Below are 16,627 nucleotides of genomic sequence, written 5' to 3'. Positions count from 1 at the left end.
GCCGCCGTCACCGGGGCATCCCGGAGTCGAGACGGTCCGCTACCCGCGCCGGACGGGTCAGAGCCGCAGGTGCAGGCGGAGGGCGTTGTCGAGCTTCTCCAGGGTCTTGCGCGGTAGCGTTCCGATCCGGTTGCCGAGGCGGTGCACCGCCACCGCCCGGATCTGCTCGGCCTGGGCTTTCGAGTCCTTGGGCAGGCCGCATTCGTCGGCCCGCAGGAGCACCTGGAACGGGTGGACCCGGTCGACGTTGGACGTCACCGGCACCACGGTGATCACCCCTCGGCCCGCGCGCTGGGCGCTGCGGTTCGCGGCGTCGTTGCTGATCACGACCGCGGGCCGGGTCTTGTTGGCCTCCGAGCCGCGGATCGGCTCGAAGTCGACCCAGTAGAGGTCACCGCGCCGCATCGGCGATCCCGTCGGCGGCCGTCGCGTCCCACAGCTGCGCGTCGTCGCCGGCGTCCCACTCCTCCCAGGCACTGGCGTAGGCGTCTTCCAGATCGGCGCTGCGCAGCAGGTTGATCGCTTGGTGGATCACCGCCGAGCGGGAGGGCGCGCCGATCTGCTGGGCGTACTCGTCGACGAAGCTGACGTCTTCGTCGGTCAGGCTCACACTCACCTTCATACCGCGATGCTACCCGCGTTCCCACTCCTCGTCATACCGATCGAGGCGCTGCTCCGGCAGGTCCCGGGCCGTGAGTGCTTTGGGGCGCGATAGCACCCCGAAACGCGCACGGCCGGCGTGACCAGCGGAAACCTCCGGCGCGGGCGTCATGCCTCGCCGATCAGCTCGAACGCGGCGCACGTGCGGCCGCCGAAGCGGTCGGCGTGCTCGCGGGCCGCCCCCTCCAGGAAGCTCCGGGCGTGCTGCTCGGCGGGCTCGTCGCTGAGCGCCTCCAGGTAGGTGCGGTGCGCCGCCAGCGACGCCACCGCCCGGTCCAGGGTGTCGGTGATGTCCACGGCGTGCGTCGGGTACGGCGATCCGGCCACCGCGACCCAGCGCACCCCCGACCACGGTTCGTAGCCGTGGTCGACGAGCTCCGGGAAGATCCAGCGGTTCCCGGCGTCCGCCACCGCGTCCAGCGCCGCCAGGCCCACCGCCCGGTGGTCGGCGCTGTTCCAGCTGCCCGGCCCCCAGCTGTCGTGGTGGTTGAGCGTGATCACCAGCCCCGGCCGGTGCTCGCGGATGGCGCGCGCCAGGTCCCGGCGCAGCGCCAGGCCGTACTCGATCACGCCGTCGCGGTGGTCGAGGAACTCCACCGAATGCACGCCCACCTCGGCGGCGCCGGCGAGCTGCTCGGCTTCGCGCAGCGGCGCCGCCTGCCCAGGGGGGACCCCGTCGATGCCCGCCTCGCCGCGCGTCACCAGCAGGTAGGAGACCTCCCGGCCGCTCGCGGTCCAGGCGGCCACCGCGCCCGAGCAGCCGTACTCGAGGTCATCGGGGTGCGCGACGATGGCCAGCGCGCGCTGCCAGTCCCGGGGCATGGGCTTGAGTTCGCCGGTCATCTCGATGTCCTCCCAAAGTTCCGGTGGCACTAGTTCATTCTGCTGTTGCGCCGATCCGGCGGCCACGCAATTTCCGGTATTTCGCGGGAAAAGCGACCGGCCGCCGCAATTCCGGGAAATTCGCGTCGTGGCACATCTACGCCAGGAGACCGTGCGGCGCTGGTGGGGGCAATACGTTCGAGGGCACCGTGATCCGGTTCGTTTAGGAGGTCCGCAGATGAACCTGCCCCGAACGATAAGACCCGTCGTCGGTTTGCTCATCGCATTCCTGGTCGCGCTCGTCGTCCCGGCCTCGGCCGGCGCGGCGGTCCCGGAGAACGTCCGGGTCGTCACCTACGACGCCAGCCAGGCGGCCGAATTCCGCGATGCGGTGGACGCCGGCGCGAAGGTCTGGAACGAGAACGTGCAGAACGTCCGGCTGGAGCCGGCCTCCGGCGGCGCCGCCGACGTCGTGGTGCTCGCCGACGACGGCTGGCCGCGCGCCGAGGTGATCGGGCTCGGGAAGGGCCGGGTCTGGATGGGGCGCCAGGCCGTGAACGAGGGCCACGACACCATCCGCATCGCGGCGCACGAGCTCGGGCACATCCTCGGTCTGCCGGACAACCGGACCGGGCTGTGCGAGGACCTGATGTCGGGCGCCAGCGCCGGGCCGGACTGCGACAACCCCAAGCCGAACCCGGACGAGATCGCCGAGGTCGAGCGGAACTTCGCCGGTGGCGCGCTGATCGCGCCGCAGGTGTTCCGCGAGGACGTGCTCGCCACCCGGTGAGTGCGCGGGTGGCGGCGGTCCGCGCCCCGATGCGCCGCCACCCTCTTCAACTCCGCTGGTCACCAGCCGTGAGTACGTTGTGCTGCTATAGCGGCACAAAGTACTCACGGGTCGTGACTCACCGGTTCGGAGCAACCGCCGCCGGGAACCGCTTCCGCCGTGCTGCCGTCAAAGTCCGCGAATCCCGCTTGAACGGTGCGGGAGAATACTAGGCTTGGTGATCATCTACTGGTCACTCCGCGGCAGCGGTGAGCAGCGAGGCGGGCGAGTTCATGCGCGACGAGCCAGGGCACGGCGAACGGCGGGCGGACACCGGGGAGCCGGTCGACGCGGTCGCCGGCGTACCCGAACCGGCGGTACCGGAGGCGGACCAGGAGCCGGAACCGGTTGAGCCGCTTGCGGAATCCGCCGAGCCGTTACCTGAGCCGGACCCGCTCGCGCGGCTGACCGACGCGGTCGCGGCGCTCACCGAGCAGGTTCGCGAGCACCACGAGCGCGCCGCCGCCCGCGAGCGCGTCATCGACAAGCTGCACGCCGAAGTGGAGCGGCTGCGCGCCGGGGAGCAGAACCTCGTGCTGCGCCCGATCACCACGGACCTGCAGAACCTCCGCAAGGACCTGCTGCACCAGGCCCGCACGCTGCCCGCGGAGCTCGGCCGGCAGCAGATCGCGGACCTCCTCGAATCCTTCGCGCTGAGCGCGGAACAGGCCCTGGAGCGCTGCGGCAGCGCGCCGATCCGGCCCGAGGTCGGCGCCGCGTTCTCGGCGCGCGAGCACCGCGCCATCAAGGTCCTCCCGGCCGACGACCCCGGCCGGCACGAGCAGATCGCCCTCGTCGTCTCCGACGGATACCTGGACACCACGACCGATCGCGTGACCGTCCCCGCGCGGGTGCACGTGTACCGCTGGAGCGCCGAAACCGCGCCCGCCACCGAGAACGACCCGCGAGCAGAGGGGATGAGCGCAGATGTCTGACAGCGACCTGAAGGTGTTCGGCATCGACCTGGGCACCACCTACTCGGCCATCTCGTACGTCGACGAGACCGGCCGCCCGACCGTCTGCCGCAACACCGACAGCAGCGAGACCACGCCCTCGGTGGTGTTCTTCGAGAACGAGTCCAACGTGGTCGTCGGGTCGGTGGCCAAGAACTCCGCGATCATCGACCCGGACCGGGTGGTGTCGCTGATCAAGCGGCAGATGGGCAGCGACGCCGAGTTCGCGTTCCACGGCACCACCTACACGCCGGAATCGATCTCGGCGCTGATCCTCAAGCAGCTCGCCCAGGACGCGGCCGCGCACACCGGCGGCGAGGCGAGCCGCGCCGTGATCACCGTGCCCGCCTACTTCGGCATGCTGGAGCGCAGCGCGACCAAGAACGCCGGCCAGATCGCCGGGCTGGACGTGATCGGCATCGTGCCCGAGCCGGTGGCCGCGGCGCTGCACTACGAGGCGACCACCGACGCCGAGGACAAGACGATCCTCGTCTACGACCTCGGCGGCGGCACCTTCGACACCACGGTGATCCGGGTGTCTAAGGACGAGATCGTGGTGGTCTGCACCGACGGCGACGACCACCTCGGCGGCGCGGACTGGGACCTGCGGCTGCGCAACCACCTGCTGGCGAAGTTCCTGGAGCAGGCGCCGGACGGCACCGAGGTCGAGGACGACGAGGAGTTCCTGCAGTCGCTGGCGACCACCGCCGAGGACACCAAGAAGCAGCTCTCCAAGGCGGAGTCCCGGGCGGTGGCGCTGCGCGGCGCCGGGGTCAGCGCGCGCGTCGAGGTGACCCGCGCGCAGTTCGAGGCCGAAACCCAGGACCTGCTGGACAAGACCATCGACATCCTCAAGCGCACCCTGGCGACGCTGCAGGAGAAGCAGCCCGGCGCGCAGATCGACGACGTGCTGCTGGTCGGCGGGTCGACGAAGATGCCGGCGGTCGCCGAGCGGCTGCGCGCCGACTTCGGCTGGGAGCCGAAGCTGCACGACCCGGACCTGGCGGTGGCCAAGGGCGCCGCGCTGTACGCGCTGGGCCGCGTGGTGCACCGCGAGATGACCGACGCCGCCGAGCAGGGCGCCACCGGCGTCGCCGAGGCCGTGCAGAACGTGGCGCAGCAGACCGGGATTTCGGTCAAGGCGCTGGAGGACCTCGCCGCCAAGAAGACCCGCAACGTGCTGCCCAAGGCCTTCGGCGTGAAGCTGGTGGACACCAGCGACCCGGACTGGCAGCAGAAGCCGACGCAGCACTTCGTCAAGCACCTCGTGCACGCCAACGACTCGCTGCCCACCGAGGAGCGCGTCCTGGAGGCGGCCACCGTCGAAGCGGGCCAGACCGGGGTGATGATCGAGCTGTTCGAGCAGTCCGGCGTGGTCGCCGGGCCGGAACTCGCCGAGAACAAACCGATCAACGAGGGCAAGGGCCTCATCGACGGGCTGCCGCCGCTGCCGGTCGGATCGCCGGTGAACATCCGGATGACCGTCGACGACGAGGGCCTGCTGGAACTGACCGCCACCGAACCGTCCACCGGGAAGTCGCTGGACATCAAGGTCCGGGTGAGCGTCCGCAGCGACGAGGAGGTCGCCGAGGCAAAGAGGGTGGTCGCCGGGATCACGGTCTCCGGCTGAAGCGGCTCCACCCGAACCCGCCAGCGTCTCGGCGCAGGTGGGGTCGTGAGCGGCAGTGGTCGCTGGAGCGACCGTGGCCATTCACGAAGCGAGGTGGACGGCCGTGAGTGGCAGTGGCTGTCCGAGCGGCCATGGCCACTCACGACAAGCGCGTTGGTTTCCACCGGAATCACGAGGTCAGAGACGGGCTCCGATGCAACCCTTCGATCCCAAGGTCTACGAGCGCGAGGTGGTCCGGCCGCTGCGGGGGCGCAGCGGCCGATTACCCGACGACCTGCTGACCAGGTACGCGGTCGAGCCGGGCTTCTCGGACGCGGAGCTGTCGCAGCGACTCGCCGAGGTCCGCTCGCACTGGAACAAGAGCGCCCAGTCCACCGCGAAGTCCAGCTTCACCACCAGCGTCTACAAGGCCTTCCTGCGCGAGGACGAGGAGCTGCGGCGCGCGCCCGGCAACGAGATGTCCAGCATGGCCTGGTGGCGCAACCGCAACGACGCCCGGGCCGGGGCCAGCCAGGCGCAGGTCGACGAACTCGTCGCGATGCTGAAGGCGAACTTCGGCGAACTCGGCCTGATCACGCCGGGCCAGCTGGAGGCGATGCGCGAGACCTTCGGCCAGCTGGCGCCCGCCGAGGTCGACCGGGCCCTGACCAAGGCCGGGGTGCGGACCGCGCCGCCGACGGAACTGCCGAAGACCAGCGGCCTGCCCGACACCCTCTTCCGCCGCCTCAAGGCGCTGCTGGGCGACGCCGAGATCACCGGGATTCCCGAGCTCCTGCACGGAAAGCTCGACAGCTACAAGCTCCTGGCGGACTTCGAGAGCAGCCCGCCCAAACCCGCCGGACTCAGCGCCAAAGCCGTCCAGCAGGCGATCGACCGGGAGAACCGGCGCTCCGGCAACCAGCCCGCCCGCGAAGCGCTCGGCCTGCTCAACACCGCCGCGGGCAAGGAAGGCGCAGACCTCCGGCTGCTCGCGCTCTACCACCTGCTCGACGACGTGCGACGGCTCCGCGAGAACGGCGCACCGGCCAGCGCGCTGCTGCGAGTGCTCGGCCGCAGCAGCCTGGACGCGGACGAAGCGCGGCTGGCGGTGGTCAGCGTGCTCAGCGAAACCGGTTCTGCCGCACCGCCGGTGACCGGGCTGCAGAAGGTCACCGAACTCCTCGCCGCCGGAAACCTCATCGCCGCACAGCAAACCCTGGCCGCGATCATCGACACCGACGAGGCCGCGGCCGCGAAAGCGGCCGTCGACCGGCACGCGCAGCAGGTGCGGGAACTCCGCGAAGCGGCGGACCGCGCGCTGCGCGGCGGAGCCGAAGCCGAAGCCAGGCGCCAGCTCGGCGAAGCCGCGCGGCTCGCCGCCGACGACGACGCGATAGCGGCGGAGCTGCGGCGCATCCCGCTGAGCCCGGTCGACGCCGTGACGGCGCAGCCGGAAGGCGTCGGGGTGCGGGTGTCGTGGCGGGCGAAGCCCGACCACGACGACGCCACCCGGTACCGGGTGGTGCGGCGAGCCGGGCGGACGCCCGGCGACGCCGACGACGGCGACGTGGTCGCCGAAGGCGCGGAGACGGTGGTGGTGGACGCCGCCGTGGCGGCGGGCGGGAGCGTCGGGTACGCGGTTTTCGCCGCCGGGGAAGGCGGCGCGTGGTCGCGGCCCGCCGGGGCGGTGGTCGACGTGCTGCCTCCCGTGCACGGGGTCCGGCTGGCCGTTCGCACCGGGGCGGTCGAGGGGAGTTGGGTCGTCCACCGGGACGTCGTCGGCGTCGACGTGCGGCGGCGCCGGGACGGGGAGTCCGACGACGTCGTCGTCCCCACCAACGGCAGCACCGCTTTTCGCGACTCCACTGTGGACGTCGACGGCGACTACACCTACCTGCTGACCGCTCGCTACCGCCGCCCGGACGGCACCGAGGTCGCCGCCGGGACCGTGCCCGTGCGGCACACTGCCCGGGTCGCCGCGACGCTACCGCCGGTCACCTCGCTCGACGCGCGGCGCTTCGGCCGCGAGCTGGTGCTGTCCTGGGTGTGGCCGGGCGGCGTCCGGATGGCCGAGGTGACCTGGGCGAACCCGGCGGCCGACGCGGAGGCCGGGCGGGTGCGGCTGACCCGGCAGCAGTACCAGGCCGGCGGCGGCTGCCGGATCGACGCCGGGCCCGGCGACGTGCGCGTGCAGGTGTCCGCGATCGCGTCCGCCGACAACGGCGAAAGCCGGTCCGATCCCGTCGCGCTGGTGCTGCCCGGGGCGCCGCCGCAGGTCAGCTACCGGATCGAACGGCAGAACCGGCTCTTCGGCGCGAGCACCGCGCGCATCGTGGTGACCGCCGACCAGCCCGTCCCGGACTGCACGGTGCTGGTGGTCCTCGCGCCCGGCCGCGTCATGCCGCTCAAACCCGACGACGGCCAGGTCGTGCACCGCGACGTCCACGACCTCGGCGACCCGGTGGAGCTGACCGTCGAGCTGCCGCGCCGGAAGCCCTACTGGCTGCGGTGCTTCGTCAACGCCCCCGGCGTCCAGCTGATCGACCCGCCGATCTCCCAGCTGAAGGTGCCCTGATGCCCATCCCCGACGCGGCGCAACCGCCCCCAGGCCCCGCCGTCGCCCCCGGGCGAGGAGTTCCGCAATTTCAATGGAAATTGCGGAAGTTGTCCACAACCTCCGGCATGTCGGCCGGCCGACACGCCGGAGGACCGCAATTTCAATGGAAATCGGATCTTCGATTTCCATTGAAATTGCGGCGGAACGCGGAAGGCTGCTGATGGCCAAGGTCGCTTGTCCCTACTGCTACCACCGGTTCCCCGCGGGCAACCTGCGGTTCCAGTGCACCGGCCGGCCCGCGCCCGGCCGCGAGAAGTGCCGCAAGGCCGTCGACGCCGAGCGGCAGCGGCTCACCGGCTACGCACCCGCGTCCTGGCCGACCTTCGCGCCCCCGACGTCGCGGTTCGGGCGCACGCCGCGCAAGGCGCCGTGCCCGGACTGCGGCACGGTCAGCGGCATCCGCGCCTGCCCGGTGTGCCACACGCCGCTGCCCGCCAACTTCGCCGAGGGCCGCAGCCCGCTGATCGGGGTGGTGGGCGGCAAGGACGCCGGGAAGACCGTCTACACCACGGTGCTGGTGCACGAGCTGCGGAACAACATCCGCCGCCGCTTCGGCGCCGACATCTCCTTCGCCGGCGAGCAGGCCGGGGTCGGCACCGCGCAGTGGCTGGCGGACTACGAGCACGCGCTGTTCGACGACCGGTCGCTGTTCGAGTCGACCGCCGGCTCGGCGGACGGCATCCGCGTCCCGCTGGTCATGCAGTGGCGGCAGCCGCGCGTCCAGTTCGGCCGCGAGGTGCACAACACCACGACGCTGTCGTTCTACGACGCCGCCGGCGAGGACATGACGACCCAGGAGTTCGTCAACAGCCAGGCGTACCTGACCGCCGCGGACGGGCTGATCGTGCTGCTCGACCCGTTCCAGCTGCCGGGCGCGGCGGACCGGATCGCGGTGCCGGACGCCAGCCGCCAGGGGACCGAGCCGCCGATCAACGTGCTCACCCGGGTCACCGAGATGCTGCGCACCAGCGTCGGGCTCAGCGACCGCAAGAAGGTCGAGACCCCCATCGCCGTGGTGTTCTCCAAGATCGATGCGTTCTTCGGGATGCTCGGCGCGAACCACCCGCTGCTCCGCCCGCCGGCCACCGGCCCGCAGTACGACGAGGCGGGCGGCCAGGACACCGACGAGCACCTGCGGGCACTGCTGGCCGACCTCGGTGCCGACGACATCGACGGGCACCTGCGCGCGCATTACCAGACGTTCCGCTATTTCGCGGTTTCCTCGCTCGGCGCGGAACCGGACTATGGCCGCAAGCAGATCGACCCGGCCGGGGTGCGGCCGTTCCGCGTGGACGAACCACTGCTGTGGCTGCTCAGCCACTTCCGGATCATCGAACGGAGCCGAGGATGAGCGGGCGCGAGTTCCAGTCGCTGTACTACACCGACTGCCGGCCGGGCCAGGGCCTGCGAGGTGGCGCGGGATTCCAGTTCCAGGCCGTCTCGCCGGGCACCACGGACGAGATGATGACCGCGGTGCAGCGCTCAGCGCTCTACGAGGCCCCGGTGGGCTGGATGCGCGAGAAGCGCGAGGTCTCGCAGTACCCGCCGTCGCTGGTGCACGTGCACGACGGCGTCTACGCGACGGCCCGCGGGATCTACCTGGGCGCCGAGACCGGCGGGGTCCGGGAGGGCAACCAGTTCACCCACGCGCTGGCCACCACCGATCCGCAGCTGTACGGGCCGATCCGGCCCGCGCAGCTGTGGGCCGCGCCGTGGTGGGTCGAGCAGCCCGCGGAGAGCACCGAATGCGTGGCGGTGTCGGCCGAACCCGAGGCGGGGCCGCTGGGTGTCGAGGCGTTGCGGGACTGGGTGCTGAGCCGGCAGGACGGCGAATCCTGGCTGCTCGCAGTGCATTCCGCGATGGACCGGCTGCACGGCGAGAACGCGTCGCGGGTGGTGTTCGTCAGCGAGGACGCCGAGACCGCGGTGCGCTGGATCGCGGCCGGAACGCTCCTGCTGCCCCAGGAACGGGCGCTGCGGGTGGGTTTCCGGGTGTTCGCCACCAACCCGCAGTACAGCCGCCACGAGGTGCTGGCGGTGCACCCGGACTGGGCCGGGTCGCTGGCCGATCCGGACCGCAACTCCGACTACGTGGTGTTCAACCTGGTCACCGGGGAACGCCGGAAGGACGAGCCGACCGCCGCCGCCCGCCACTGGGTGCCGCGCTTCCTCGGCGCCGACCCCTACGACGTGGTCGACGCCATCGAGCTGTCGCACCAGTTCGCCCGCAACCGCGACGACCGGCGGCCGGGCGCGGCGGACCGGCTGGCCGCCGGCGTGCTGATGCTCGAAGAGGCCGTGTCCGGGCAGGATTCCGCGATGGCGCTGGCTGACTGGCTGGTGTCCCCGCCGCCGGTGTCCACATCGGACGTCGTCGAACCGGTGCTGGACGCGGTGCTGGCCTCGTCGCCCGCGCTGCCGGTGCTGGCGAAGCTGGCCGAGGCGAACGCGGCGCAGGCCGGTCGGGTGCGGATCGCGTTGCTGCGCGGCGAGATCGACGAGATCGTGCGCGGCACCCCGGCCGATTCCCGGGCTCCGCTGTCGCCGCGGCCGTGGAGCCCGGACGAGGTGGAGGAGGCCTGCATCCTGGTCGAGGCGGCCGCCGGCGCCGTCGCCCCGGAGCGGATGGACCTGCTGCTGCGGACCGCGACCAGGTTCGGCGTGCGGCCCAGGGTGGGCCGGTTCGCCGAGGCGGCCGGGCGGTTCGTCGAGTGGTGGGCGGAGCACCCGCACGCCGGCGTCGACCCGGCGCGCTGGACGTGCGGTCCGGAGATGACCGACCTGCTGCGCGACGTGCTGGCCCGCCGCCTGGCGGGCCCCGGCGCGGCCGAGGTCGCCGAGGCGATCGACGCCCGCTGGTGGCGGCTGCTGGCGCCGACGATCAGCGATCCGTTCATGCCGCTGGACGCGGCGGTCGCCGCCGCCGCGGTGGCCTCCGGTGGCTCGGTGCGGCAGGAGACCACCGCCCGGTTCCGCGAGCAGCTGCGCGCGCCGGACCGGCCGGGCACCGGCGAAGCGGTGTGGGAGGCGCTGTACCGGAACTCCGCGCCCACCATGGCCGAGCTCAAGGACTTCCTCACCGCGCTGCCGTCGACGGCCGTCTCGGATTCCCTGGCGCAGCGGGCGTTCACGGTGCTGGAGAAGTCCAAGGTGTCCGGTCGCTACCTGGACGTCCTGCGGATGCTGGGACATCACCTCGGCGACCGGGACGACCTGCGCAAGCTGTGGGAGGACGACGGCCGGCTGCGGTCCTGGCTGAGCAATTTCGCCCGCAAGGGCGCCGAAGCCGATGCCGCGACGCTGAAGGACATCTCGGAGTCGGTGTTCACCGCCCGCGCGGACCAGATCATCGCGGTGCTGCTCGACATGGACCTGCCGGCCGCGCTCGACCTGACCGTGCGGGGCGGCGACCAGCTCCAGCAGATGCTGGTGCACGCGCTGCCCGCGGTGTGGAACGACGAGCAGGCCGCGCAGTCGCGGCGCGACCACGCGGTCGTGCTCGCGTTCTTGACCGGCTGGGAGGACGCCGCCTCGGAGCAGGTGCGGACGGCGTTCGACAAGGCCCTGGAGCGCTGGGCGGGCCAGCACAAGCCGACCGACTACCGGCGGATCAGCAAGGTGCTGCGCGGCGTGGCGGCCGAGTACGCCGCGGGCTGGCACGCGTGGCTGAAGGAGTTCTCGCAGCAGAAGCCCAAACCGGCCCGCCCCCGCGAGTTCGCGCGCCGGTTGTTCGGCAGACGGGAGAAGTAATGCCCTACGTGATCGGGGCCCTCCTGGTGCTGTGCCTGGGCTTGTGGCTGGCCACGGTGGTCATCGGGATCGTGGCCTGGCTGTTCCCGTTCTTCGTGCTGTTCGGCAGCTCGTGGGCGTTCGTCTCGGCGTGCCTGGTGCTGGCGGGTCGCGGCGCCGTGCAGCCGCAGCTGGTGACGCCGAACGACGTGGTCAACGGCACCGCCGGGCTGCGCAAGCCCAAGGGGCCGTTCCCGCACGATTGGGCCTGGCCGGGCTATCTCGCCGCGCAGTGGCGCCGCGACCTGGTCGCGGCCTGGCACAATGGTCTCGCCTTCATCGTGCGCGGCTGGCAGTGGGGCCTCAACTACGGCACCGGCAGCAAGCTCCGATACGTGAGCATCGGCCTGACCGCCCTGATCTGGTCGGGCGTCACGCTGGGCGCGCTGCTCGGCGCGGCGGAAGTGCTGGTGGTCGGGGCTGTCGTGCTCGGCATCGGATGGCTCGGCCGGGGTGCGCTCGTCGGGCTGCTGCGCGGCTACGACCTCGTCGTGCGGCGGCTGCGGAAGGCCAGCGGCAGCTGCCCGGTCTGCTACCACGTGATGGCCGTGCCCGCCTACCGCTGCGACGGCTGCCAGGTGGTGCACCACGACATCCGGCCCGGCGCGCTGGGCGCGGCGTCGCGCACCTGCGGGTGCGGTGTGAAGCTGCCGACGACCGTGCTGCGGGCGTCCAAGCGGCTGGAGGCGCTGTGCCAGCGCTGCGACCGGCCGCTGCGGGGCGGTTCGGGCGCGATCACCGACATCCGTATGCCGGTCTTCGGCCCGGTGTCGGCGGGCAAGACGCGGCTCGTGCACGCGGGCCTGGTCACCCTGCGGGACCGGGCCGCCGCCGAAGGCGTCGTGCTCGACTTCGTCGACGGCGCCAGCAAGCAGGCCTTCGAGCACGGCGAGCAGCTGATCACCACCGGCGGCGACACCGCGAAGACGCCGGCCGGGCAGCTGCCCGCGGCGATCACGGTGCGGTTCACCCGCAGCGGTTCGGCGAAGGCCCGAGACCAGGCGCTGGTGCACCTCTTCGACGCGGCCGGCGAGTTCTACGTCGACCGGGACGACAACAGCGAGCTGGAGTTCCTCGACCACGCCGGGGGACTGGTGCTGGTGGTCGACCCGTTCGCCATCGGCTGGGTGCGCGACCAGCTCGGCGGCGCGCTGGAATCCCGCCTGGCGCAAGCACATCCGGCCAGCGGCGACCCCGAGCAGGTCTACCAGGTGACGGCCCGGCGGCTGCGCGACTACGGGGTGCAGACCGAGCGCCGGGCCCTGGCGGTCACGGTGGTCAAGGCGGACCTGCTGGCCGACCTGCCGTGGGCCGCGGACCTGTGCGCCGGGGCGGTGCGGGAGTGGCTGAACACCGCGGGCCTGGACAACCTGGTGCTGGCCGCGGAGCGGGACTTCGCCGAGGTGCGCTACTTCGTGGTGTCCTCGGTGACCGGGATCCGGCCGGGACACCGGCTCACCCCGGCGGCGCCGTTCCGCTGGCTGATGGGCCGTGGCGGCTTCGCCCTCGGCCGCGACGAGAAGCCGACCACGGAGGCGGTATGACCATCCGACCCCCGGCGAATTACCGGGTGTACCGCTGGCTGCTGATCGCGGTCTTCGCGATCGCGATGCTGCTCACGATCCTCGGCTCGGCGGTCAGCTGCGCCGACATCACGACAGTGGTGTTCGGCGGTGCCTGACGAGTTGGTGCTCGGCATCGACCTGGGCACCACCTACTCCGCCGTCGCGTCCATCGTGGACGGCGAGGTCGAGGTGGTGCGCAACCGGCTCGGCGAGCTCACCACGCCGTCGGTGGTGCACTTCGCGTCCGCCGACACGGCCGTGGTCGGGGCGGCGGCGCGGGAGAGCCTCGACCCGGAGAACACCGTCGAGCTGATCAAGCGCCGGATGGGCACCGAGTTCGAGCTGCTGTTCCACGGCGCGCGGCACACGCCGGAATCGGTGTCGGCGCTGATCCTGCGCAGCCTCGTCGACGACGCCGTCGCCCGCTTCGGTCCACATGGGACGGTACGCGCGGTGATCACGGTTCCGGCGTACTTCGGGATCCGGGAACGCGAAGCCACCTTGCAGGCGGCGCGGCTGGCCGGTATCGAGGTGCTGGAGGTGCTGGGCGAACCGGTCGCGGCCGCGCTGCACTACTCCGCCCAGGCGGAGCCCGGCGCCGCGCTCGTCTACGACCTCGGCGGCGGCACGTTCGACACGACCGTGCTGCGGGTTGCCGACGACGGAGTGCACGTGGTGGCCACCGACGGCGACAGCAGGCTCGGCGGTGCCGACTGGAACGAGCGCATCGCCGAGCACCTGGCGGCGGCGTTCGCCCGCGAGTTCCCGGACTCGGATCCGGACGACGAGGAGTTCCGGCAACAGCTCCAGGGCGTCACCGAGCACCTCAAACGCCAGCTCAGCACGGTTACCAGCCGCCGGGTGAAGCTGCGCTGCGGCGACGACTCGGGGAGCTTCGAGATCGACCGGGCGACGCTGGAGGACCTCGGCGCGGACCTGGTGGAGCGCACCCTGCGGATCGTCGACCGGGTGCTCGCCGATGCGGCGGCGAAGGGCGTGTCGAGGATCGACGAGGTGCTGCTGGTCGGCGGCGCCACGAAGGCACCGATGATTCGTGCCGCGCTGCAAGCACATCTCGGCCGGGCGCCGAAGATCGTCGATCCCGACCTGGCCGTCGTGTCGGGGGCCGCGGTGCGCGCGCACCGGCTCGCCACGGCGCAGGACGGCACGTCGGCGGCGGTGGTGCCGCGCAGCTTCGGCGTGCTGGTCGAGGACAGCCACGACGAAGGCCTGCGGAGCTTCGTCGAACACCTCGTGCAGCGCAACGATCCGCTGCCCGCCACCGCGACGGCCCGGTTCGCCACCATCGTGAACCGGCAGCGTTCAGTCCGCATCCAGGTGTTCGAGCAGGCAGGCGACGTGCCTTCGGCGGAGGTCGAGCACAACCGCCGGGTGCTGGACGGCGAGTTCGCCGGGCTGCCGCCGCTGCCCGCCGGATCGGTGATCGAGCTGACGTTGCGCGTCAGCGCGGACGGCCTGCTCGCGGTGACCGCTCGGGAGCCGCTCAGCGGCGCGGCGCTGGAGCTGGAGGCCTATGTGGACGGTGTCGTGGACGGCGCGGCGACCGAGCGGCTGGCCGAGACCATCGCCGGGCTGACCGTGCGGTGCTGAGTTCGGGGGAGCGATGAGTTCGTGGATTCGCCGGGAATTCGGCGGGATCGGGTTGACGCAGGCACCGCCGGGCGAGTACCTGCCCAGGCTGCAGGAGCGGTACGGCGGGCACGTCCTGCTGTGCATCGACGTGAGCGCGTCGATGCGGGGGCAACGGCTGGAGCAGGCCATCGCCGGCGGCGAGCGGTTCCTCGCCGAAGCCGACGGCGCGCACTACAAGAGCGGGCTGGTGCTCTGGTCCGATGTCGTGCAGCAGTACGTGCCGCCGGAAGCCCGGCTGGACGACGTGATTTCCGCGCTCCGGAAGGCGAAGGCGTGGGGCGGTACCGTGCTTTCGTCCGCGCTGCGGCTCGGCATCGAGGTGCTGCCGAAGTATCCGGGCGACCGCGTGCTCTGCATCTTCAGCGACGGGGCGCTCGGGGACCACGCGAAGGCCCGCGAGCTGGCGCGGAAGGCCTGCGCGATGGGCATCCGCATCGTCGTCCGCGGCCTCGGATCGGACGCCGCGGATTCGCTCGCGGACCTGGCCTGCCCCGGGGTTCCGGATGCCGACCAGCAGATCGACGACGCCGCGGGCGTCGCGGCGGGCATCGCCTCGATGGCCACCGGCCTGTCGGCTCGTCGCGGCCGGTGAGCCGCTCGTGCGAGGCGATCGTTGCGGTAAGGTCATGTCAGCCGCGACGAAGCGAGGAGGTGAGCCCGATGACGACGACCCGTTCCATCCGGGCGCTCCTGGCTGCGGCGGCGGTCTGACCGGCATCCAGGAGAGCTCGTTCCACGAAACGTGCACTGGATGAAGGAAGAAATGACTGTTCAGCCCTTTCGCATCTCCGTTCCCGACGACGTCCTCGACGATCTGCGCATCCGCTTGTCGCGCACCCGCTTCACGACCGCGTCCGACAGCGCCAGGTGGGCCGGCGGGACGGATCCCGACTACCTCCGCGAGCTCGTCGCCTACTGGGCGGACGGGTTCGACTGGCGCGCCGCCGAATCGGCGCTCAACGCCTACCCGCACTACCTCGCCGAGGTCGCGGGCTGGCAGGTGCACTTCGTGCGCCTGCGCGGCAAGCGGGCCGAAGGCGCGCCCGCGCCGCTGCCGCTGGTCCTGACCCACGGCTGGCCCAGCAGCTTCGTGGAGATGCTGCGGGTCGCCGGGCCGCTGACCGATCCCGCCGCGCACGGCGGCGATCCGGCCGACGCCTTCGACGTGATCATCCCCTCGCTGCCGGGTTTCCTGTTCTCCGAGCTGCCGGCGGGGCCGTTCACCCGCCGCGGCGTCGCCGAGATCTGGCACGAGCTGATGACCGGCACCCTGGGTTACCGGCGGTTCGGCGCCTTCGGCGGCGACATCGGCGGCGGAGTCACCCAGTGGCTCGGCGCGCTCTACCCGGGCGAGGTGGCGGGGGTCCACGTGACCACCGCGGTGATCGCCACCGACTTCGGCGAACGGCCGCCGACGCCCGAGGAGCAGGCCTACCTCGACGCGGTGGCCGCCTACGACGAGTCGGACGGCGGGTACAGCGAGATCATGCTGACCCGGCCGGACACGGTCGCGGCGGCGCTGGTGGACTCGCCGGCCGGTCTCGTCGCGTGGATCGCCGACAAGTACCGCGACTGGAGCGACTGCGGCGGTGACCTGGAGCGGCGCTGGGACAAGGACGCGCTGCTGACCGTCGCGACCCTGTACTGGGCAACCGGCACCATCGGCACGTCGTTCCGGCAGTACTACGACTACCACCGCAACGCGCCGGTCCCGCCGATCGAGGTGCCCGGGGCGGTGACGCTGAGCCAGGAGCCGGTCTTCGCGGACTTCCCGAAGAGCCTCGCGGAGCGCATCTACCGCGACCTGCGCCACTGGAGCAGGCCGGGGCGCGGCGGGCACTTCATGCCGCACGAGGAACCGGCGCAGGTGGCGGAGGAGTTGCGCGCCTTCTTCCGTCCACTGAGGACGCAGGGCTGAGCCGGTGGTCCCGCGGTCGCCGGTCGCGGGACCTGCCGGCCATCGTTCGAATTGCCGGAATTGAATTCCCGCGCACCAAAGGTCCGACTCGCTCGTTCCGGTCGGTGGGACAGCAGATTGTGAATAACGTGATCTGCTACACCGTTGGTGTATGTCTGGTCACGTTGTGATAACGATGGGGCAGGTGGGGAGGATACTCGTATTGGCGGATG

14 protein-coding genes are annotated in these 16,627 nt (G+C 71.9%); 11 read left to right on the top strand and 3 right to left on the bottom strand.

What is annotated here, in order from left to right:
- Positions 1-57: 57 nt before the first annotated feature.
- The 3 genes from ACWEV3_RS02720 to ACWEV3_RS02710 form a co-directional block, all read right to left on the bottom strand.
- The gene (locus ACWEV3_RS02720; RefSeq protein WP_452612195.1) at positions 58-405 is read right to left on the bottom strand and encodes a type II toxin-antitoxin system PemK/MazF family toxin; all 348 of its coding nucleotides are present in this window, start codon (positions 403-405) and stop codon (positions 58-60) included.
- Entirely contained in the window at positions 392-622 is a 231-nt protein-coding gene (locus ACWEV3_RS02715) for an antitoxin (protein WP_452612194.1), read from the bottom strand. Before ACWEV3_RS02715 ends, ACWEV3_RS02720 begins: the two co-directional genes overlap by 14 nt.
- Before the next feature lie 146 nt (positions 623-768).
- A complete protein-coding gene (locus ACWEV3_RS02710; RefSeq protein WP_452612244.1) occupies positions 769-1,503 on the bottom strand; it encodes a PIG-L deacetylase family protein in 735 nt (244 codons plus the stop codon).
- 217 nt (positions 1,504-1,720) lie between these two features.
- On the opposite strand from ACWEV3_RS02710, the gene ACWEV3_RS02705 reads away from it, so the two are divergent.
- The 11 genes from ACWEV3_RS02705 (at position 1,721) to ACWEV3_RS02655 (ending at position 16,415) form a co-directional block, all read left to right on the top strand.
- Positions 1,721-2,272, top strand: a complete 552-nt coding sequence (locus ACWEV3_RS02705) for a snapalysin family zinc-dependent metalloprotease (RefSeq protein WP_452612193.1) — start codon at positions 1,721-1,723, stop codon at positions 2,270-2,272.
- Positions 2,273-2,520: 248 nt separating this feature from the next.
- On the top strand, positions 2,521-3,246 hold the full coding sequence (gene grpE / locus ACWEV3_RS02700; RefSeq protein ID WP_452612192.1) for a nucleotide exchange factor GrpE: 726 nt from the start codon (positions 2,521-2,523) through the stop codon (positions 3,244-3,246).
- Positions 3,239-4,894, top strand: coding sequence for an Hsp70 family protein (locus tag ACWEV3_RS02695; protein ID WP_452612191.1), 1,656 nt, complete (start codon positions 3,239-3,241; stop codon positions 4,892-4,894). Before grpE ends, ACWEV3_RS02695 begins: the two co-directional genes overlap by 8 nt.
- A 193-nt stretch (positions 4,895-5,087) precedes the next feature.
- Entirely contained in the window at positions 5,088-7,448 is a 2,361-nt protein-coding gene (locus ACWEV3_RS02690; RefSeq protein WP_452612190.1) for a hypothetical protein, read from the top strand.
- Between the two features lie 202 nt (positions 7,449-7,650).
- On the top strand, positions 7,651-8,841 hold the full coding sequence (locus tag ACWEV3_RS02685; RefSeq protein ID WP_452612189.1) for a zinc ribbon domain-containing protein: 1,191 nt from the start codon (positions 7,651-7,653) through the stop codon (positions 8,839-8,841).
- Positions 8,838-11,240, top strand: a complete 2,403-nt coding sequence (locus ACWEV3_RS02680; RefSeq protein ID WP_452612188.1) for a GTPase-associated protein 1-related protein — start codon at positions 8,838-8,840, stop codon at positions 11,238-11,240. Before ACWEV3_RS02685 ends, ACWEV3_RS02680 begins: the two co-directional genes overlap by 4 nt.
- Positions 11,240-12,823, top strand: a complete 1,584-nt coding sequence (locus ACWEV3_RS02675; protein ID WP_452612187.1) for a TRAFAC clade GTPase domain-containing protein — start codon at positions 11,240-11,242, stop codon at positions 12,821-12,823. The genes ACWEV3_RS02680 and ACWEV3_RS02675 overlap by 1 nt, the downstream gene beginning before the upstream one ends.
- Positions 12,820-12,960, top strand: a complete 141-nt coding sequence (locus ACWEV3_RS02670) for a hypothetical protein (RefSeq protein ID WP_452612186.1) — start codon at positions 12,820-12,822, stop codon at positions 12,958-12,960. Before ACWEV3_RS02675 ends, ACWEV3_RS02670 begins: the two co-directional genes overlap by 4 nt.
- Positions 12,953-14,455 carry an Hsp70 family protein gene (locus ACWEV3_RS02665; protein WP_452612185.1) on the top strand — a complete coding sequence of 501 codons (1,503 nt, stop codon included), beginning with the start codon at positions 12,953-12,955 and terminating at the stop codon, positions 14,453-14,455. The genes ACWEV3_RS02670 and ACWEV3_RS02665 overlap by 8 nt, the downstream gene beginning before the upstream one ends.
- A 13-nt stretch (positions 14,456-14,468) precedes the next feature.
- Positions 14,469-15,089, top strand: coding sequence for a vWA domain-containing protein (locus tag ACWEV3_RS02660; protein ID WP_452612184.1), 621 nt, complete (start codon positions 14,469-14,471; stop codon positions 15,087-15,089).
- A 171-nt stretch (positions 15,090-15,260) separates the two neighbouring features.
- Positions 15,261-16,415 carry an epoxide hydrolase family protein gene (locus ACWEV3_RS02655; RefSeq protein WP_452612183.1) on the top strand — a complete coding sequence of 385 codons (1,155 nt, stop codon included), beginning with the start codon at positions 15,261-15,263 and terminating at the stop codon, positions 16,413-16,415.
- The last annotated feature ends 212 nt before the right edge of the window (positions 16,416-16,627 follow it).

The organism is Saccharopolyspora sp. NPDC003752, assembly GCF_053605825.1.
The sequence above is the reverse complement of the archived record's forward strand: the minus strand, read 5'-3'. Positions and strand labels throughout refer to the sequence as shown.